General features: G+C 40.9%; 22 protein-coding genes. 4 read left to right on the top strand and 18 right to left on the bottom strand.

All coding sequences use genetic code 11. The annotated features are described in order from the left end of the window. Nucleotides 1-25 precede the first annotated feature (25 nt). Entirely contained in the window at nucleotides 26-1072 is a 1047-nt protein-coding gene (gene recA / locus SANK73390_RS18450) for a recombinase RecA (protein WP_261591984.1), read from the bottom strand. Between the two features lie 71 nt (nucleotides 1073-1143). After that, on the bottom strand, nucleotides 1144-1629 hold the full coding sequence (locus SANK73390_RS18445; protein ID WP_462767860.1) for a CinA family protein: 486 nt from the start codon (nucleotides 1627-1629) through the stop codon (nucleotides 1144-1146). Nucleotides 1630-1651: 22 nt separating this feature from the next. On the opposite strand from SANK73390_RS18445, the gene mutS reads away from it, so the two are divergent. After that, complete coding sequence (gene mutS, locus SANK73390_RS18440; RefSeq protein ID WP_462767859.1) at nucleotides 1652-4225, top strand: DNA mismatch repair protein MutS; 2574 nt, start codon at nucleotides 1652-1654, stop codon at nucleotides 4223-4225. A 70-nt stretch (nucleotides 4226-4295) separates the two neighbouring features. Here mutS and rpoS read toward each other — a convergent pair whose 3' ends face one another. The 10 genes from rpoS to SANK73390_RS18390 all read right to left on the bottom strand — a co-directional run bounded on the left by rpoS (nucleotide 4296) and on the right by SANK73390_RS18390 (nucleotide 11303). Next, nucleotides 4296-5279: an RNA polymerase sigma factor RpoS gene (gene rpoS, locus SANK73390_RS18435; protein ID WP_261591981.1), complete on the bottom strand. Its 984-nt coding sequence runs from the start codon at nucleotides 5277-5279 to the stop codon at nucleotides 4296-4298. A gap of 57 nt (nucleotides 5280-5336) precedes the next feature. Then, nucleotides 5337-6164 carry a peptidoglycan DD-metalloendopeptidase family protein gene (locus SANK73390_RS18430; protein WP_462767858.1) on the bottom strand — a complete coding sequence of 276 codons (828 nt, stop codon included), beginning with the start codon at nucleotides 6162-6164 and terminating at the stop codon, nucleotides 5337-5339. A gap of 74 nt (nucleotides 6165-6238) precedes the next feature. After that, complete coding sequence (locus tag SANK73390_RS18425) at nucleotides 6239-6877, bottom strand: protein-L-isoaspartate(D-aspartate) O-methyltransferase (protein ID WP_462767857.1); 639 nt, start codon at nucleotides 6875-6877, stop codon at nucleotides 6239-6241. Next, nucleotides 6871-7629, bottom strand: a complete 759-nt coding sequence (gene surE, locus SANK73390_RS18420; RefSeq protein ID WP_261591978.1) for a 5'/3'-nucleotidase SurE — start codon at nucleotides 7627-7629, stop codon at nucleotides 6871-6873. The genes SANK73390_RS18425 and surE overlap by 7 nt, the downstream gene beginning before the upstream one ends. Beyond that, on the bottom strand, nucleotides 7610-8656 hold the full coding sequence (truD, locus tag SANK73390_RS18415) for a tRNA pseudouridine(13) synthase TruD (protein ID WP_261591977.1): 1047 nt from the start codon (nucleotides 8654-8656) through the stop codon (nucleotides 7610-7612). Before truD ends, surE begins: the two co-directional genes overlap by 20 nt. Continuing rightward, a complete protein-coding gene (ispF, locus tag SANK73390_RS18410) occupies nucleotides 8653-9129 on the bottom strand; it encodes a 2-C-methyl-D-erythritol 2,4-cyclodiphosphate synthase (protein WP_261591976.1) in 477 nt (158 codons plus the stop codon). The genes truD and ispF overlap by 4 nt, the downstream gene beginning before the upstream one ends. Then, nucleotides 9126-9824 (bottom strand): 2-C-methyl-D-erythritol 4-phosphate cytidylyltransferase, encoded by a 699-nt coding sequence (gene ispD, locus SANK73390_RS18405; RefSeq protein WP_261591975.1) that lies wholly within the window; start codon nucleotides 9822-9824, stop codon nucleotides 9126-9128. Before ispD ends, ispF begins: the two co-directional genes overlap by 4 nt. Continuing rightward, on the bottom strand, nucleotides 9808-10101 hold the full coding sequence (gene ftsB / locus SANK73390_RS18400) for a cell division protein FtsB (protein ID WP_261591974.1): 294 nt from the start codon (nucleotides 10099-10101) through the stop codon (nucleotides 9808-9810). The genes ispD and ftsB overlap by 17 nt, the downstream gene beginning before the upstream one ends. Nucleotides 10102-10141: 40 nt before the next feature. Further along, a complete protein-coding gene (locus SANK73390_RS18395; protein WP_462767856.1) occupies nucleotides 10142-10774 on the bottom strand; it encodes a hypothetical protein in 633 nt (210 codons plus the stop codon). Between the two features lie 49 nt (nucleotides 10775-10823). Then, nucleotides 10824-11303 carry a DUF2947 family protein gene (locus SANK73390_RS18390; protein ID WP_462767855.1) on the bottom strand — a complete coding sequence of 160 codons (480 nt, stop codon included), beginning with the start codon at nucleotides 11301-11303 and terminating at the stop codon, nucleotides 10824-10826. A gap of 62 nt (nucleotides 11304-11365) precedes the next feature. Here SANK73390_RS18390 and SANK73390_RS18385 point away from each other — a divergent pair, with 62 nt between their 5' ends. The 3 genes from SANK73390_RS18385 to SANK73390_RS18375 all read left to right on the top strand — a co-directional run bounded on the left by SANK73390_RS18385 (nucleotide 11366) and on the right by SANK73390_RS18375 (nucleotide 13700). Further along, on the top strand, nucleotides 11366-11587 hold the full coding sequence (locus SANK73390_RS18385) for a DUF1653 domain-containing protein (protein WP_261591971.1): 222 nt from the start codon (nucleotides 11366-11368) through the stop codon (nucleotides 11585-11587). Nucleotides 11588-11671: 84 nt separating this feature from the next. Next, nucleotides 11672-12508, top strand: coding sequence for an AAA family ATPase (locus tag SANK73390_RS18380; RefSeq protein WP_462767854.1), 837 nt, complete (start codon nucleotides 11672-11674; stop codon nucleotides 12506-12508). Between the two features lie 4 nt (nucleotides 12509-12512). After that, nucleotides 12513-13700 (top strand): vWA domain-containing protein, encoded by a 1188-nt coding sequence (locus tag SANK73390_RS18375; RefSeq protein WP_462767853.1) that lies wholly within the window; start codon nucleotides 12513-12515, stop codon nucleotides 13698-13700. Nucleotides 13701-13781: 81 nt separating this feature from the next. Here the strand turns inward: SANK73390_RS18375 and rraB are convergent, their stop codons facing one another. From rraB to ftsY, 6 genes are all read right to left on the bottom strand, one after another. Continuing rightward, the gene (gene rraB / locus SANK73390_RS18370) at nucleotides 13782-14117 is read right to left on the bottom strand and encodes a ribonuclease E inhibitor RraB (RefSeq protein ID WP_261591968.1); all 336 of its coding nucleotides are present in this window, start codon (nucleotides 14115-14117) and stop codon (nucleotides 13782-13784) included. After that, nucleotides 14110-14829 carry a 1-acylglycerol-3-phosphate O-acyltransferase gene (locus SANK73390_RS18365; protein ID WP_462767852.1) on the bottom strand — a complete coding sequence of 240 codons (720 nt, stop codon included), beginning with the start codon at nucleotides 14827-14829 and terminating at the stop codon, nucleotides 14110-14112. The genes rraB and SANK73390_RS18365 overlap by 8 nt, the downstream gene beginning before the upstream one ends. Before the next feature lie 134 nt (nucleotides 14830-14963). Next, nucleotides 14964-15827, bottom strand: coding sequence for an RNA polymerase sigma factor RpoH (rpoH, locus tag SANK73390_RS18360; RefSeq protein WP_261591966.1), 864 nt, complete (start codon nucleotides 15825-15827; stop codon nucleotides 14964-14966). 275 nt (nucleotides 15828-16102) lie between these two features. Beyond that, nucleotides 16103-17089, bottom strand: coding sequence for a permease-like cell division protein FtsX (gene ftsX, locus SANK73390_RS18355; protein ID WP_462767851.1), 987 nt, complete (start codon nucleotides 17087-17089; stop codon nucleotides 16103-16105). Then, complete coding sequence (gene ftsE / locus SANK73390_RS18350; RefSeq protein ID WP_261591964.1) at nucleotides 17086-17763, bottom strand: cell division ATP-binding protein FtsE; 678 nt, start codon at nucleotides 17761-17763, stop codon at nucleotides 17086-17088. Before ftsE ends, ftsX begins: the two co-directional genes overlap by 4 nt. Nucleotides 17764-17828: 65 nt before the next feature. Next, on the bottom strand, nucleotides 17829-18925 hold a 1097-nt coding region (ftsY, locus tag SANK73390_RS18345), incomplete at its 5' end, for a signal recognition particle-docking protein FtsY (RefSeq protein WP_462767850.1).

The raw sequence follows: 18925 nt of genomic DNA, 5'->3' as shown, positions 1-18925 counted from the left end.
TTCTTACGCTTAATCAATTAGTTGCTTATAGTTCTGCACCGGCTGCTAAGCCTTGGTCTTCACCTTCTTCAGGCTTAATGGTTGCCTTAAGTAACAGCATTTCTCTGAGTTTGCCTTCAATTTCATTGGCAATTTCAGGGTTTTCTTTTAAGAATTTAATTGAGTTAGATTTGCCTTGGCCTACTTTACTACCTTTGTAGCTATACCAAGCACCTGCTTTTTCAACAATCTTGTGTTTAACACCTAAGTCAACCAACTCGCCGTGCTTAGAAATACCTTCGCCGTACATGATGATAAACTCAGCCTGCTTAAATGGTGGCGCAATTTTATTTTTTACAACCTTAACGCGAGTCTCATTACCTACGACTTCATCGCCTTCTTTTACTGAGCCAATACGACGAATATCTAAACGAACAGAAGCATAGAACTTAAGCGCGTTACCACCAGTAGTCGTTTCTGGGTTACCGAACATCACACCAATTTTCATACGAATTTGGTTGATAAAAATCAACATAGTGTTTGATCTTTTCAGGTTACCGGTTATTTTTCTCATACTCTGCGACATCATTCTAGCCGCTAAGCCCATATGAGAGTCTCCGATTTCGCCCTCGATTTCAGCTTTTGGTGTAAGAGCAGCAACAGAATCCACAACAATAATATCAACGGCACCAGAGCGAGTTAGCATGTCACATATCTCTAATGCTTGCTCTCCGGTGTCAGGCTGAGATACCAGAAGCTCATCAATATTTACGCCTAGCTTGGCAGCATAAATAGGGTCTAGAGCATGTTCTGCATCAACGAATGCACATGTTTTACCGTCACGTTGCGCTTGCGCAATTACTTCTAGTGTCAGCGTTGTTTTACCCGATGATTCTGGTCCATAAATTTCTACAATACGACCATATGGTAAGCCACCAGCACCAAGTGCAATATCTAAACCGAGTGACCCTGTTGATGTTGTTTCAACATCCATAGTCTTGTTGTCACCCAATTTCATAATTGAGCCTTTGCCAAATTGACGCTCAATCTGACCTAGTGCAGCGTCTAATGCCTTTTGTCTGTTATCGTTCATTTGCTTCTCCAATCTAGCGTAATGGGCTCAGTATACTGTATAGAATCACAGTATCAAGTATATTTTTAACCTTATAGTAGCGAAACTATATTTTTTAATGCAAAAGCAATAGCTTGCGCTCTAATATAAGCGCGATCACCAGTAAAAATGTGCTCATAGCATGTGACATTTCCCTGAACATTCACTGCAAACCACACAAGTCCCACAGGTTTATCTTTTGACCCTCCACTGGGGCCGGCAATGCCCGATACAGCAACAGCAATATCTGCCTTTGCGGCTTTGGCTGCACCTAATGCCATTGCTAACACCGTTTGCTCACTCACCGCACCATGACTGCACAAAGTATCGGCACTGACACCTAGCAACCCTTGCTTTGCATCATTGCTATAAGTCACAAAACATCGATCAACGTAAGCTGAACTACCGGGAGTATCAGTTAAAGCATAACTAATTCCACCCCCAGTACATGACTCAGCGGTAGTGATTGTAAAACGTTTATCCGTTAAAATAGCACCCAACTGTGCCGCCAGAGTTTTTATCTCTTGGTTTAGCTCCATATTCAACCTCTTAGGTAGATGCATGTCGATAGATTTATATTCAGAACATACTATAAAACAACAAACGCCCATGATGCAGCAATATCTTAGGATCAAAGCGGATCATCAAGATATTTTATTGTTCTATCGCATGGGAGATTTCTATGAGCTGTTCTTTGATGATGCAGTCCGTGCTGCACAATTACTCGATATTTCACAAACCCACCGTGGTAAAGCATCAGGTGCTCCAATACCTATGGCTGGCGTACCTTATCATGCGGTAGAAAATTACTTAGCTCGCTTAGTACAAATGGGAGAGTCTGTTGCTATTTGTGAGCAAGTGGGCGACCCAGCTACCAGCAAAGGGCCCGTTGATAGAAAAGTAGTTCGTATCGTCACCCCAGGTACAGTCACTGATGAAGCATTATTGCAAGAGCGCCAAGACAATTTACTTGGTGCTCTTTGGCAAGATAAACAACAACAGTACGGCATTGCCTACCTTGATATAAACTCTGGCCAATTTAATATTGTTGAACTTAAAACAGACGAGGCGCTTAGCTCCACATTGCAACGCTTGCAACCAGCTGAGCTACTTTACCCTGAGTCATTTAAAAACCTTCATTTAATTGAACAATTTAAAGGCGCTCGTCGTCGTCCAGATTGGGAATTTGACTTAGACACAGCAAGGCATTTACTATGCCAACAATTTGAAACAAAAGATCTCATTGGCTTTGGAGTAGATAGTGCACACACCGCACTCGTAGCCGCTGGGTGTGTGATGCAATACGTTAAAGACACACAGCGTACTGCTTTACCTCATATTAGGTCTATCACACTAGAAAAAAACGAACATGCAGTGATCTTAGATGCCGCAACTCGTAAAAACTTAGAGCTGACACTAAATCTCTCTGGCAGCGTTGACAATACGTTAGCGCAAATCTTAGATAAAGCGTCGACTCCAATGGGTTCTCGTTTGTTAAAGCGCCGTATTCATACACCAATTCGAAACCGCAATGAGCTTAACGCCAGACTCAACGCTATTTCAAGCTTAATTGAATCTCAATTATGTTTAGATACTTATGATGCACTTAAACAAATCGGCGATATTGAGCGCGTGGTTGCACGACTTGCGTTATGTAATGCTAGGCCCCGGGACTTAACACGTTTAAGGAGCGCCCTACAAGCTTTAGCCCCATTGCACGATTTACTATCAAACAGTAGTGACTTACGTATCAAGCAAATCTGTGCGCAATCACCTACTCTACCAAAGTTACAAGACTTATTAGAACGCGCTATTATAGATAACCCACCTATTTTAATTCGTGATGGCGGTGTTATTGCAACAGGCTACAATAGCGAGTTAGATGAATGGCGAGCACTCAGCCAAGGTGCAACTGATATTTTGGAGCAACTTGAATTACGCGAACGTGAGCGAACAGGGATCAGCACTCTCAAAATTGGCTACAACAAAGTGCATGGGTTTTATATCGAAATAAGTCGTGCAAATTCACATTTAGTCCCAGCTGACTACATTCGTCGTCAAACATTAAAAAATAATGAGCGCTATATTATTCCTGAGCTAAAAAAACATGAAGATAAAGTGCTCGGGAGCCAAAGTAAGGCACTTGCATTAGAAAAGCAGCTCTATGAACAATTATTTGAGTTTATTGCCCCTTACTTAGAACAGTTACAACTTATGGCGGGCGCATTAGCAGATTTAGATGTTCTTAATACCTTAGCTGAACGCGCCCAGACACTTGATTATTGTAAGCCAGAACTCACTGAGGGTGAGGAGCTACATATTGAAGATGGCCGTCATCCTGTTGTTGAACAAGTGAGCAAGGACCCATTTATCGCCAACCCTGTACACCTAAATAAACAACGTAAAATGCTCATTATTACGAGTCCAAATATGGGTGGTAAATCAACTTATATGCGTCAAACTGCACTCATCGTATTAATGGCCCACATTGGTAGCTATGTACCAGCAAGCTCAGCTCAAATTGGCCAAATAGATAGAATATTTACACGTATTGGTGCCAGTGATGACTTAGCATCTGGGCGCTCTACTTTTATGGTTGAAATGACTGAGACCGCAACTATTTTAAATAACGCCAGCAAGCAGTCTTTAGTTTTGATGGATGAAATTGGACGTGGGACAAGCACTTACGATGGTCTATCTTTAGCCTATGCAACAGCCGACTACTTAGCACGCCAATTAGAAGCAAAAACATTGTTTGCGACTCATTACTTTGAGCTCACCGAGCTGGCACAACAACAACCAGGGCTGGTCAATGTACATTTAGATGCCATAGAGCACAATGATACCATTGCATTTAAACATACAGTAATGGAAGGTGCGGCAAGCAAGAGTTTTGGTTTACAAGTCGCAGGCCTTGCAGGCGTACCCAAGCCAGTGTTACTGCTTGCAAAACAAAAGCTCATGCAATTAGAAAACCACCAAAGTGTCGTAGAGCCACTCAAGCCAACACAACAAACCTTATCATTGCCAGAGCCATCTGCAGTGGAACAAATTCTCACAGAGATTAACCCTGATGAATTAAGTCCAAGAGAAGCACATGCTTTACTATACAAACTCAAGCAGCAGCTATCATAAATTGAAAGTTAAAATGCAAAAAACCACCCATTAGAGGTGGTTTTTTGCAAACAAAAATTGGCTTAAAAACTTATAATTGCTCAAATAAGCTTTCAGTACTTAGGCCCTCATGTTGCAAAATATCTTTTAAACGCCTAAGTGCTTCTACTTGAATCTGGCGGACACGTTCACGTGTAAGGCCAATCTCTCTGCCAACGTCTTCCAAAGTTGAAGGCTCATACCCTAACAAACCAAAGCGCCTTGCTAACACTTCACGTTGCTTAGGGTTTAGCTCACCTAACCAATCAACAATATGATTGTTGATATCATTGCTTTGCACTTCATTTTCAGGTCCGTGACCTTTTTCATCAGCGATTATATCTAATAAAGCTTTGTCGTTGTCACCACCTATAGGCGTATCAACAGACGTGATTTTTTCATTTAAACGCAGCATTTTAGTCACGTCTTCAACTGGACGGTCTAAACACTCCGCAATTTCTTCTGCTGTAGGTTCATGGTCCAACTTCTGCGTTAATTCTCTCGCTGTACGTAAATATACGTTTAGCTCTTTAACAACATGAATCGGCAAGCGAATAGTACGAGTTTGGTTCATAATTGCGCGCTCAATGGTTTGTCTTATCCACCATGTCGCATATGTAGAAAAACGAAAACCACGCTCTGGGTCAAACTTCTCAACCGCTCTAATTAAGCCTAAATTACCTTCTTCAATTAAATCTAATAATGCTAAGCCTCGATTATTGTATCGACGAGATATTTTCACGACTAAACGTAAATTACTCTCGATCATTCGTTTACGTGAAGCTTCGCAACCTTTAAGCGCTTTTCGAGCAAAATATACTTCCTCTTCAGCACTAAGCAAAGGCGAAAAGCCAATCTCACCAAGATAGAGTTGCGTCGCATCTAAATTTTTGACGTTATCATCTTTGGCAAAGATATCATCTTCTTCGTCTATTTCTTCCAATAATTCGGCTTTTGAGCTATTTTCATTTAGCTCGTCGAGCTTCTCTTCAAAATCGTCCGTTTTTTTGGTTTTAACATTTGCAGTTTGAGCCATACGCATCCTCCCAAGTGAATTAATAGTGACGTTGTGCGTAGCAAAATCATCGCGTCACTACCTACTTGGCAAATATTTAACCGGATTAACAGCCTGCCCTCTAAAACGAATTTCAAATCTTAATGCTGTTTTAGAAGCGTCTGTACTACCCATTTCGGCAATTTTTTGCCCAACTTTAACTTTTTGTTGCTCAGTGACCTGTAACTTGGAGTTATGCGCATAAGCACTTAAATAATCATCATTGTGTTTTAGAATAATTAAATTACCATAACCTCTAAGTGCGCTGCCCGCATAAACTACAATACCATCTGCAGCAGCCTTAACAGGGGCTCCTTCAACGTTCGTGATTTGAAGCCCTTTATAGCCATTTTCTCTACTAGAAAATTGCTTAGTCACTTTACCAACAGCAGGCCAATACCAACGTACCTTATTAGAAAACAAAGCCTTAGGTGCATTGTTATTTTTACTGCTATGCTTTTGAACATACTCTCGTTGTTTTGGCTGATCAAGTTCTTTTTTGGTAGTTTTGTTATTTTTTTGTTTATGATAACTGGACTTATTTCGATTTGAAGTGTATTTTTTGTGCTTTTTATTTTTATTTTGTGGACGTTCAATATAAATCAATTGTCCGGGGTAAATCAGGTATGGTGGCTTGATTCCATTTATCTTCGCAACTGTTCTGACATCTTTATTTGCACTAAAAGCAATAGCAAACAAAGTATCTCCTTTTTGAACTCGGTAACGATCATTGGTGATATGAATTTTTTGTGTTGAACTGGACTTACCTGTTTGAAGGCTAGTCACTGGTGCTGGAGAGTGGCGACTTGCACAACCACTTAATAACATACAGACAGTTGTCAGTATCAACAGGTATGTTTTAAGCATAAGCGACCTTTTTTGAAACTATTAACATTGTATTCGACTTTGAGCTTCGCAACGCTAAGATATGAATTAATCAGTTAAATAATGTCGCCTGCCACCAACGGAACAAACCGTACCGGTGCGAGTCGATGCTCAATAAATTGACTCCCTTTACGAACAAATAAGGTTAACTGTTGCTCTTGTTCTCCTAAAGGTACAATAAGCGCCCCATTGTCTTCAAGCTGTGATAGCAATGCTTCTGGCACTGTTTTTGCCGCAGCTGTTACAATAATCCCAGCAAAAGGCGCTTTTGACGACCAACCTTGCCAACCATCACCATGTTTCATGGTTACATTATATAAATCAAGCAAATGCAAGCGCCGCTTGGCCTGCCACTGTAATGATTTGATACGCTCAACACTGCATACTTCGTCAAATAACTGAGCTAGAATCGCGCTTTGATAGCCGGAACCTGTACCAATCTCTAGCACTTTACCCTTTACGCCAATTTGTAGCAAAACCTCAGTCATTTTAGCCACAATATAGGGTTGAGAAATGGTTTGACCTTGTCCAATAGGTAACGCCGTGTTTTCGTATGATTTATGTTTTAACACATCATCGACAAACACATGCCGAGGTGTGCGCTCTAACACATCTAGCACTTGCTCATCAGCAACACCTAGCTCATTAAGCTGCAGAGCTAACGCACTGGCACTGCGTTTATAACTGCTTAACACTCGGTTTTAGCCTCATTCAACCATGTTGCCATGGCATCAAGGCTTTCATAAGCTGTCATATCCACTTTTAAAGGTGTAATAGCAGCATAGCCATGATTGATTGCATGAAAGTCGGTTCCGTCTCCTGCGTCACTTTCACTACCTAAATTACCATACCAATAAACATCTCGGCCCCAGGGGTCTCGCTGTTGCGTCATTGTTTCTGCTTTATGTCTGGCACCCAAGCGGCATACTTTTATGCCCTTAAGTTCAGCAAGAGGTATATCAGGTACATTGATATTAATAATTTGATCTTTGGGCAACGGATGATGTTGTAATTGTTTTATTATATCGATCGTTACCTGAGCCGCAGTTTCGTAATGGTTTTCATATTTTGAACACAGTGACACAGCAATTGCTGGAAGCCCTAAATGGCGCCCCTCAGTTGCAGCAGCAACAGTGCCCGAATATAAAGTATCATCTCCTAAATTAGCCCCATTATTGATACCCGCAACCACTAAATCAGGCAGTTCATCCATTAATTGATTTACGCCAAGATGAACGCAATCCGTGGGGGTGCCATTAACTGAAATGAACCCATTTTCAAGTACCGAGGCACGTAATGGATTAAGTAAAGTCAATGAGTTACTCGCGCCACTACAATTACGGTCGGGCGCAACAACAGTCACTTCAGCGATTTGAATTAATGCTTTGTATAAAGCATCGATCCCTTTCGCATTTACGCCATCATCATTACTGAGCAATACTCGCATCAATTACTCCTTGCGTTAAATTATCTTTACTCGCATCACGGTGTAGTACCAGCTCTCTCAATACAGCCGTAGCAAATGTACCTTTGGGTAAACTAAACGACAACTTAATCGTATCACTATCGATGGTCTCCACTTGCAAGTCTTTTGGAACTAAACGCAGCGCGCGCCGTTCTACTTTTAAGCCTAACTCTCCAAGACCTTGTTGCCAAGCACTATATGGCTGTAACCATTGCCTTTCTTGTTCAACTAGGCCTTTTTCTCCTTTACCCACCATCGGTGCTGACAACACAATATCTCCACTGCTCAAACGTGCGATGATTTCATCATTTATGTCATCTTCAAAAAAGGCATTGCTACCACTGAGCAAAAATACTTCTCTGTGCCACGTTTTAGCCAAACCGTGTTCAGCCACACGCAGGCTTACCAACTGGTTAAAAATATGTGACCGTGCGGCTGAGATAACGATACCGCGCAGTTTTTTATCTCGAATATGCTCTCCGCCAAATAATCGCTCAGCCATTTCCAGATTATGACCACCATGTCCAAAACGCTGCTCACCAAAGTAATTAGGAATGCCTTGTCGAACTGCATTAATTCTAGAAAGAATGTCTAAAGGCATATCCACATTACGTAATATGATTTTAAAATGGTTACCACTGTGACAACCAGTCCGCAGCTTGCGATTATGCCGTATTTGTTTAACTACAAAAATGCTATCACTATTTAGTGCACTAAAATCAATATCTTTTTTAATCGGCACTGGGACGCTAAACCATTGACTACAGACACCATGTCGGTCTTTTAAACCTGCATAGCTGACATCGCGGGGGGCAATGCCTACAAACTTAGCCAATTGCTTGGCAATAAATTGCGTATTTTCCCCTTTTTTGATCACCTGTAAGCAAACATGCTCACCTTCACCAGTCAACGGAATATCCAGTATTTCGTCTACCATAAAATCTTCAGCTGATGTTTTAAAATCAGCTGAAGATTTTGGTTGTCCATATAAATAATTAAGTTCTTTCATGATGTTACTAATACCACAACCGCATGAGCAGAAATGCCCTCTTTACGCCCCTCAAAACCAAGCTGCTCTGTAGTCGTTGCTTTAACGTTAACCTGAGATAATTCAACTTCACAATCCAAAGCTAAGTTAGCTCTCATATCATCAATATGAGGACGCATTTTAGGTGCTTGTGCAACCAGCGTAACATCACAATTCCCTAAGTGATAACCCATTGATTTCATCTTTGATATAACTCTTCGCAACAAAATTCGACTATCAATGTTAGCAAATTCATCTGAGGTATCTGGAAAATGCTTGCCTATATCCCCCAATGCTAGCGCCCCCAATAAAGCATCGCATAATGCATGGATTGCTACATCACCATCAGAGTGGGCTATAAACCCCTGCGTGTAAGGTATCTTTTCTCCGCAGATTGTCAGCGGACCTTCTCCACCAAATTTGTGTACGTCAAAACCATGACCGATTCTAATCATTGCTCACTCTCTTGCTGCTTAGAAATTAAAAAACATGCTAAATCATAATCTTCGGGCGTGGTAATTTTAATATTGTCGCTTCGTCCAGAAATTAATTTAACAGGGTGCTGTGCCCACTCCATTGCTGACGCTTCATCGGTGATGGCCACGCCATTTTTCAGCGCTTGCTGCAATGCACTTTTGAGTGCTTGGTAAGGAAAAAACTGAGGCGTCAAAGCTTGCCAGAGCTTTCCACGGGGGACGGTTTGCAAACTATGTGACTCGCCACGCTTTATTGTGTCTTTTACTTTTGACGCTAAAATACCACCTTCATTATCGGCAACACACTGGGTTATTAACTTTTGCATATCATGCACCGTTACCAAAGGTCGTGCTGCGTCATGCACCAACACCCAGTCAGGTTGTTTGTCATTAAGTGCTAGCAACGCATTGAGCACAGAGTCAGCTCTTTCTTTTCCACCACTAACAGCCAAAATTCGCTTATCTGAAAGCTTTAGTGTCTTGAAATATTCATCCGAATCACTAACGGCGACTACAATCTGATTCAATTCACTCAACTGAGTTAGTTTATTTAGTGTGTGCTCTAGGATAGTGTGTTGGGCAATTTTCAAATATTGTTTGGGATGACCCACTTGCATTCGACTGCCAATGCCCGCAGCAGGCACAATCGCTGCTATTTTAATTGTTTGATTCATGGTGTTTTCTAGGGAGTACTCGAATAAATGTTTCGTTTTCTTTAATCATACCTAGCTCATGGCGAGCCCGCTCTTCGACGCCCTCAAGACCAAGCTTTAAATCTTCAATATCAGCTTTTAACAACTTGTTGCGTTTAGACAGTTTTGTATTAAGTGCTTGATGTGACTCTACGGTACTTTTTATGCGTGTATAATCATCAATACCGTTGTTCGCAAACCATAAGCGATACTGGAGAAAAATGGCAAGGCTGAGCAGTACGAGTTGAAATAAACGCATAACCTACTCCCCTGAATACCAGGCTATTGCACAAAGCAGATTAATGAGGTCGTAGTTTTGGTACTTTAACATTGGTCCAATTTATCATGCTAGCTAGCAGCATCTCTCTTAAGCTTAATACGCGTGGTACAACAACTTTTTTATATTGCCAACGATGGCCGCAACACGCGCAAACCATAAGTAGCTTAGTTGGTTTAAGTAACTTAGTGTCACTTTGATGACTCAGGCCTGAACTTGCAAACCAACCATATTGATTGCAATGTATCGCATTGTCTCTTACTTGATCTATGCTGTCCATGACAACCTGTGTATACCCAGCGTTATTCACAAGTATTGGCACCACTAACCCAACTGGCGTATGCACTGAGTAAAAACTTTTACTATTTTGTTCATTAAACTGTGGCTGTGCTTTTTTTTGTGGTGCAAGCCAGCAAGCATTTTGGCTATCAAGCTCTAAAGGTACATCTCCTTGACTAATATGCCGTGCAGCGCGTTCCACATAATACGGTAAACTCAGCAATTTTTTTTGCAGCTGCTCACCGTTATACTGTTTCGCCAGCAATAGGATTTCTCGTGCATAAAATACGTTAACTAACTCAGCAAATTGCAAACGTTCATGCTCGTTATGCCACAAGTTGCTTTGCTTTGTATCAGATATATTCTGCTTTACCACACACCCTCCACTGCCTGAGAAAAGTTATAGCATGCTAAGCAGATCCACGCTAGCCTTTAGGGCGCAGCCCCAGTTTGGCATGTCCACTTTCTAAAAATTGAATAACACCTTGGCGTTTCTTTCCTAACAACAAACTACCATCGGCTAAAAACATGAAGTTTTGCCAACAACGTTTAAATACACCAAAGCTTGTTTCAAACACATACTTTCGAGACAGGCAAAAGTACACAGTGGTATTATCCTCCCACTCTAAGAAAGTACACAATGTTTGTGGTAAAGCCGGCTCACCAGCTTCCCAAGGTTGCTCCCAGTTGAAGCTGTCGCTCCAAGTGCTTTCATCGCCAGCCCATTCTGATTGAGTGAAAAAATCAGGGTGGTCTTTCTCTCGTGAAACCATAGTAGTCCACAATACCGCAGCACGCTCTGCGCTCATTAATTTAATTGCATTAAGATCAACATCATCAACCGGTAGATCCTTATGTTTAAATACCCAGGCTTTTTTAAATTCTTCTATGGAAATATAATTCATCTTTACGCCATATTGGCAAACATATAACTTTGAAGTATACCGCACTGTAACAGGAGCAAACAATGAAGCAATTACTAAAAGCAGGCATTTATCAACATTACAAAGGACCTAAATATCATGTTCATCATGTTGCCACACACAGTGAAACTGGCGAGGCGATGGTGGTATATCAAACTTTATACGGCGACTTTGATTTTTGGGTTAGGCCACTTGAGATGTTTAATGAACAAGTCCTTGTAGAGGGCACACTTACACCACGTTTTAAGTTTGTTGGTACAAACTAGCGAGGAAAATATTTTACTGACTAGAGCAGTGGCGCCATTTTATGGCACACTAGTCTCATCAGACCAGATAATTAGGAAATTAACGTGAGCTTTGAAGGTACACATAATTACATCGCAAGCAATGCACTCAAACAAGCCGTCAATGCTGCGGTAATTTTAGAAAAACCCTTATTAATTAAAGGCGAACCTGGCACAGGAAAAACAATGCTGGCGCAAGAGCTGGCCAGCAGTCTCAATACAGAGTTAATTCAGTGGCATATCAAATCAACAACAAAAGCACAACAAGGCTTGTACGAATATGATGCAGTGTCACGATTGCGCGATAGCCAGTTAGGTGATGCCAAAGTTCATGACATCGGTAACTACATCGTTAAAGGTAAACTTTGGCAAGCATTTGAAGGCTTAAAACGTCCTGTGTTATTGATTGATGAAATAGACAAAGCGGATATTGAATTTCCGAACGATCTGCTTCTAGAGTTGGATAAAATGGAGTTTCATGTATACGAAACTGGTGAGCGCGTCAGTGCCAAAGTGCGCCCTATTGTGATAATTACCTCTAACAATGAAAAAGAGCTGCCAGATGCTTTTTTGCGTCGTTGCTTTTTTCACTACATTGATTTTCCATCATCAGCGCAAATGCAACAAATCATTGATGTGCATTATCCAAATATCCAACAACAATTAGTGCAACAAGCATTAGAGTCATTTTTTAAACTACGCGACATACCCGGCCTTAAGAAAAAGCCTAGTACCAGTGAGCTGCTAGACTGGCTGAAGTTACTCATGGCACAAGATATTGATGCAAATACATTAAAAGATAGCAGCCATAAAGGAGGCTTAATGCCGCTCTTTGGAGCCCTACTTAAAAATGAGCAAGATGTTAGTCTAATTGAAAAACTTGCCTTTATGAGTAAGCGATAACACCATGTTGATTGATTTCTTTTTTACCTTGAAAAAATATGGCCTGAAAGTATCGCCAAGAGAATTGTTAGACTGTATCAATGCCTTGAACCATGGCCTGGCTTTTGCCGATATGGATGCATTTTATGAGTTAAGTAAAACCATATTCGTCAAAGATGAAACTCAATATGACAAATTTGACCGCGCCTTTGCTGATTATTTTCAGGGTATTGAAGACATCGACTTTTTAAGTCAGCTACAAAAAGATACACAACTTCCTGCAGATTGGCTTAGGAAGGAGTTTGAGAAAAACCTCACTGCAGAACAAAAAGCACAAATTGAAGCTGCAGGAGGCCTAGATAAGTTAATGGAAACCCTTAAACAGCGTCTAGCCGAGCAGCAAAAGCGTCACGCTGGCGGTAACAAATGGGTTGGCACTGGTGGTACTTCACCCTTTGGTGCGTTTGGATATAACCCTGAAGGCGTTAGAATTGGACAAGATAGCAGTCGCCAGCGCCAAGCCGTTAAGGTGTGGGACAAGCGCCAATATCGAAATTTAGATGCCGATAGTGAAATCACCAGTCGTACAATGCAGTTAGCCTTAAAAAAGCTACGTAAATTTGCACGCAGTGGTGCCAGCGAGCAATTGGATTTAAACGAGACTATAGCTGCAACGGCAAAGCAAGGTGGGATGCTAGATGTAAAAATGGCACCTGAGCGACACAATGCAGTGAATGTGATCATGCTGTTTGATATTGGTGGCTCCATGGATGATTACATTCACCTATGTGAACAATTGTTTAGTGCCGCACACAGTGAATTTAAACACTTAGAATTTTTTTATTTTCATAACTGTGTATACGAACATGTATGGCAAGATAACGAACGCCGTCAAGCCAGTGTAGTGGATACGTACCAACTCATTAACCGCTTTGGCAAAGACTATAGATTGATTTTTGTAGGCGATGCGACCATGGGACCATATGAAATCGCCTATCCAGGCGGTAGCGTGGAGCATTGGAATAAAGAGCCCGGTTCGGCATGGCTAGCACGCCTTAGTAATCATTTTGAAAAAATTGCTTGGTTAAACCCACAACCAAAAGAGCATTGGCCGTATTATCAGTCTATTGGTTTAATTGAAGAAGCGATGGATAAGCGCATGTACCCGTTGACCCTTGATGGGTTAAGCTGTGCTATAAAAGAGATGAGCTAGTACAATTTAAGACACATTTATGCTCTGTGTCATTTCTATTTTGTAACTTTGACTGAAATGACACAGTATGTAGGTAGTCAGTTACTCTTGGAAGTAAGTACCCCAACCATCATATTCAACGTTAAATTCCGTTGCTAAGGCGGCCAACTTATCGACATCCTCCATGATCACATCGGCATCCAGTTCCGCTTCTACTACAATATCAAATCCCCAAATCTTACTGCCATCTTCGAGCTCTAATTCAGCAGGGTCTTCAACATCGTAACCAAGTTTAAATGCAGCTAAAGCCGCATTCTCTAACTTTTTAAAATCTTCACATACAAAGTGATGCTCCACTTCATACAGTTTATCTGTTGCCGAGCCATCTTCTAAAAGTGATTCAACTATGTCTTCGCTAATCTCGCGCCAATTATCCATTATTTTCTTTTACCTTTTCATCAAGCTCTGCAATACGCTGTGCCATTTGCGAGTGTATTGCTTTAGCATGTTCACGCGCGCTGATCTCTTTGTCTAAATCAACCGGCGCTAAAATATCAATGTAAATTGTACCATTGTCCCAGCGGTTTAGCTTAATACAATTACTCGTGCTATTCATGCATACAGGCACAACAGGCACTTGTGCATTGAGTGCGGTATGAAAAGCGCCCGTTTTAAATGCTAATAGCCCTTTTCCATAGCTTCTAGTGCCTTCGGGAAACATCCAAAGAGATAAACCTTTGCTTTTTATCTTTTGGGCAGACTTACCAAGCGTACCGACTGCTTTAGTACGGTTGCTTCTATTAATTAGGATATTACCTGAGAGCCAATAAAGCTGACCAAAAAATGGGATCCACTTAAGGCTTTTTTTGCCCATACTAACTGTTCTTTGAGGTACAGCTGCAGTCAATGTGAATAGATCGTAGTTATTTTGATGATTTGCTACGTATACCGCAGGCCCAGCGTCAATACTATTAACATGACGTGAAATAACAAGTTTGACACCAATGACGGTAGACATTTTTCCAAACCAACAGGCGATGGTATGCACATTATTTGGATGAAATGGCCGTACCAGACACAATAATAGCCCAAACACACAGCTAAAAATAATAAATAATGCCATCGCTAAGATGCGTAATGCTGCCAACAAAATCGTTTCTCCTCACTTACGAACGCGTATTATAATCAAAATAGCGAACACTTGTAAGCTCAAAAAACTTGCTTGAAAATAAAAAACAAAAAAGCCGCTAACGATTAGCGGCTTTCTTTAAATGGAATAATCAGTTAGCTCATTGCAGCTTGTAACTTTTTCATCGCTGACTTTTCTAATTGGCGTACGCGTTCAGCTGATACATTGTACTTAGAAGCTAAATCTTGCAAGGTTGCTTTTTCATCAGCTAACCAACGTGCACTTACGATGTCTTGCGAACGCTCATCAAGCGTTTTAAGTGCATTAAACAGTCTATTTTGCGATTGCTCTTGCCACTGTTCTTGTTCAACAGAATCTGCCAAGTCGCTGCTACCATCTGTTAAATATTGTACTGGTGAATAGCTGCTTGATGGCGCATCATCATTATCATCACCAGTTAAGTCAAAGCCCATGTCTTGTCCACTCATTCGCGATTCCATTTCACGGACTTCTTTTTCACTCACACCCAGTTCATTTGCAACTGTCGTTACTTCAGCTTGATTAAACCAACCTAGGCGTTTTTTATTCTTACGTAAATTAAAAAATAATTTACGCTGCGCCTTAGTGGTCGCAACCTTAACAATACGCCAATTCTTTAATACATACTCATGGATTTCGGCTTTAATCCAATGTACTGCAAATGAAACAAGCCTCACGCCAACATCAGGATTAAAACGTTTAACAGCCTTCATCAGGCCAATGTTACCTTCTTGAATTAGGTCAGCCTGTGGTAAGCCATAACCAGAATAACTTTTAGCAATGTGCGCAACAAAGCGAAGGTGAGAGACGATGAGTTTTTTAGCGGCTTCTAAATCCCCTTCCTGTTGAAGACGAGTGGCCAACACTTTTTCTTGCTCAGCATCAAGCATAGGAATAGAGCTTACTGTTTGTAAGTAACCATCTAAACTTGCGCTTTGTTGTCCAGCAGTTAGTGCTAATGCGTATAAATCTTTACTCATTTCTCACCTCAAGTGGTAAATATTCCAGTCCATTTTAGCACTCTTCAAGCAAGAGTGCTAATGCGTATATAATACGTTTTCAAAAGAAAATGCAAGCATTTTCTTTTCCCATTTCGACCTTACTTATAAATCATTGATTTTTATTAAATAAAGATGGGGTTTAGATGCAACAATTAAGCAGTCTTCAGGATATCATATTGCATTGATATAGCCCATCTGTGATAAATTACATGGGCTTAAATATACTTTTATGCTTTAAAATCATTCAGGTGGTATTAAACTTTATCAGGCTCAATATCTTTTATATAACGGTGTACGGATAGAAAAGACCCACCAAACCCTAAAGAAACCGCCAACAACAATAAAATCATTAACTCATTGCCATTGAGCCCTTGCAACACAAAAGCACTTTGGTAAACCCCAGCAACCATAGAGACTGCTGATTCTAACCACCAGAGCATCATGGCAACACAGATAAATGCAACCAAGCCACCGACAATGCCATACCATACACCAGTCCAAATAAATGGAGTATGAATAAAGGTATTTGTAGCGCCAACAAGCTTAAGCACCTGGATTTCTGACTTTTTATCCATGATTGATAGGCGAATAGTGTTCCCTATAATCAAAATAACCGCACTGAGCAATAAAAGAGCGATGGTTACCACACTTTCTTTTAATAGGCTCAACAATGCATTTAAACGCTCTAACCATTCAATATCGAGCTTACCAAACTCCACTTCACGCTCACTTTCTAACTTATCTAACAATTGCTGAGCAGCTTGTGGTTGACGATAACGACTAGTCGGTGTTACCAAAACAACATTTGGCAGAGGGTTTTCTTCTAAATAGTCTAATGCTTGCCCAAACCCTGAAATACGCTTAAATTCATCAAGTGCTTGTGATTTTGATATAAGCTTAACATTCGCAATCTCAGGATATAATGCAAGACGTTTTGCCAATGTTTGTGTTTGCTGCTCATTCATAGACTCTTTAACGAACAGCGAAATTTCTGAAGCATCACTAAAACCACTACTCACTTGCTGCACATTTTTTACCACTATATATAATGTGGCTGGTAGCGTTAAGCTTAATCCTAATACTAAAATAGTCATCAATGATGCCATGGGCGTGCGCCACATTTCACCTAAACTATTTATGCCTTGGCGAAACACGGTAAGCATAAAAAAATAACAGCGTAAAAACCAAGATTTATTTTGACTACTAGTTTGTGCATCACGACCTTTAAACAATAAGCTCATAGTCTTTCCTCCGAGAGCGGATCTTGGCTCATTCGGCCATGACTCAAGGTCAAGCTACGATATTTCATCCTAGCGATCAGTCCTAAATCATGAGTGGCGATTAACACTGCTGTGCCATGGCGATTAAAGTCTTCAAATAATTTTAGGATTTCCATTGATAGCTCAGGGTCCAAATTACCTGTGGGTTCATCTGCTAATAATAAAGGCGGTGAATTAACAATGGCACGAGCTATGCCCACTCGTTGCTGTTCACCACCAGATAAAGTATTTGGCTGACAGCGAACTTTATTCAAAAGCCCCACTTTGTCTAACGCAGCATTTACTCTTTTGGCTATGTGTTTATGGTGCATCCCTTCAATAACAAGCGGTAATGCAACGTTATCAAATACATTGTAACGTTCAAGCAATCGGTGATTTTGAAAAATGATCCCAATATCTCGCCTTACAAAAGGTATCTGACGATTACTCACACTATTTAAATCAACACCATTAATAAAAACATGTCCCGCAGAAGGACGCTCCATCACGCTGATAAGCTTTAATAAAGTACTTTTCCCCGCTCCGCTGTGGCCAGTTAAAAATGCAAGCTCACCATTGCCCAGCTCAAAGCTAACTTTCTCTAATGCTCGGTGACCACCGGGGTATGTTTTACTGACTTGGTCAAATTTGATCATGCTAGGCCTGCTTATAATTATGTTTTAGACCAAATAAAGGGAGCACTTAGTCTCCCCTTCATTAGTTAAGCATCTTCGTTACTAAATAATGCCTCAATAAAGTCTTCACTTTTAAATGTTCGTAAGTCATCAATTCCCTCGCCAACACCGATATAGCGAATAGGCACTTGAAATTTGTCTGCAACAGCAAAAATAACACCGCCTTTAGCTGTACCATCTAACTTAGTTAAAGTGATGCCTGTAAGCCCCACAGCTTGATTGAATAAATTAACTTGGCTAATCGCATTTTGCCCTGTACCAGCATCTATTGTTAACATTACTTCATGTGGCGCATCAGGGTCTAGCTTCTTCATTACACGAGCGATTTTCTCAAGCTCCTGCATCAAGTTATCTTTATTTTGTAAACGCCCAGCTGTATCAGCAATTAAAACATCAACGTTACGTGCTTGTGCCGCTTGAAATGCGTCAAATACCACCGATGCACTATCGGCACCTGTGTGTTGGGCAATTACAGGAATGCTGTTACGCTCACCCCATACTTGTAGTTGTTCAACCGCTGCGGCTCTGAAGGTATCACCTGCCGCTAACATGACCGATTTACCTTGCTCTTGAAATTGCTTTGCTAATTTACCAATTGTGGTAGTTTTACCTACACCATTGACACCGACCATTAAAATCACAAATGGCTTTTTATTTTGTGGGATCTCAAGCGGCTTTTCCGCTTCTTTGAGCATATCAGCCATCTCTTGCTTCATTAGCTCATAAAGTGCATCACCATCTTTTAGCTGCTTACGGTTAGCCGCATCAGTTAAGTTATCAATTAGCTTCATCGTGGTATCTACACCAAGATCGGCAGTTAATAGCTGAGTTTCTAATTCTTCAAAAAGATCATCATCGATTTTTTTACCTTTAAAAATCGATGCAATACCAGAGCCTAAATTAACCTTAGTTTTAAGTAACCCTTTCTTTAATCGTGAAAAGAAGCCCTCTTTTTTAGGTTTGTCTTGCTCAACCTGTGCTTTCGCTTCTGCCGCTAGGCGCTGACGCTCGGCCTCTTCAGCTGCCGCTTGCTCTGCTTGTGCTTCTGCCGCTAAACGTTGACGCTCAGCTTCTTCAGCCGCTACTTGCTCTGCTTGTGCTTTAGCTTCTGCTGCTAAGCGCT

This window comes from Pseudoalteromonas sp. SANK 73390 (assembly GCF_054966645.1).
This window is presented reverse-complemented; position numbering and strand designations above follow the sequence as displayed.

Coding starts and splice junctions, on each gene's coding strand:
- recA (WP_261591984.1), bottom strand. CDS start 1,072: ATGAACGATAACAGACAAAAGGCATTAGACGCTGCACTAGGTCAGATT.
- SANK73390_RS18445 (WP_462767860.1), bottom strand. CDS start 1,629: ATGGAGCTAAACCAAGAGATAAAAACTCTGGCGGCACAGTTGGGTGCT.
- mutS (WP_462767859.1), top strand. CDS start 1,652: ATGTCGATAGATTTATATTCAGAACATACTATAAAACAACAAACGCCC.
- rpoS (WP_261591981.1), bottom strand. CDS start 5,279: ATGGCTCAAACTGCAAATGTTAAAACCAAAAAAACGGACGATTTTGAA.
- SANK73390_RS18430 (WP_462767858.1), bottom strand. CDS start 6,164: ATGCTTAAAACATACCTGTTGATACTGACAACTGTCTGTATGTTATTA.
- surE (WP_261591978.1), bottom strand. CDS start 7,629: ATGCGAGTATTGCTCAGTAATGATGATGGCGTAAATGCGAAAGGGATC.
- truD (WP_261591977.1), bottom strand. CDS start 8,656: ATGAAAGAACTTAATTATTTATATGGACAACCAAAATCTTCAGCTGAT.
- ispF (WP_261591976.1), bottom strand. CDS start 9,129: ATGATTAGAATCGGTCATGGTTTTGACGTACACAAATTTGGTGGAGAA.
- ispD (WP_261591975.1), bottom strand. CDS start 9,824: ATGAATCAAACAATTAAAATAGCAGCGATTGTGCCTGCTGCGGGCATT.
- ftsB (WP_261591974.1), bottom strand. CDS start 10,101: ATGCGTTTATTTCAACTCGTACTGCTCAGCCTTGCCATTTTTCTCCAG.
- SANK73390_RS18390 (WP_462767855.1), bottom strand. CDS start 11,303: ATGAATTATATTTCCATAGAAGAATTTAAAAAAGCCTGGGTATTTAAA.
- SANK73390_RS18385 (WP_261591971.1), top strand. CDS start 11,366: ATGAAGCAATTACTAAAAGCAGGCATTTATCAACATTACAAAGGACCT.
- SANK73390_RS18375 (WP_462767853.1), top strand. CDS start 12,513: ATGTTGATTGATTTCTTTTTTACCTTGAAAAAATATGGCCTGAAAGTA.
- rraB (WP_261591968.1), bottom strand. CDS start 14,117: ATGGATAATTGGCGCGAGATTAGCGAAGACATAGTTGAATCACTTTTA.
- rpoH (WP_261591966.1), bottom strand. CDS start 15,827: ATGAGTAAAGATTTATACGCATTAGCACTAACTGCTGGACAACAAAGC.
- ftsX (WP_462767851.1), bottom strand. CDS start 17,089: ATGAGCTTATTGTTTAAAGGTCGTGATGCACAAACTAGTAGTCAAAAT.
- ftsE (WP_261591964.1), bottom strand. CDS start 17,763: ATGATCAAATTTGACCAAGTCAGTAAAACATACCCCGGTGGTCACCGA.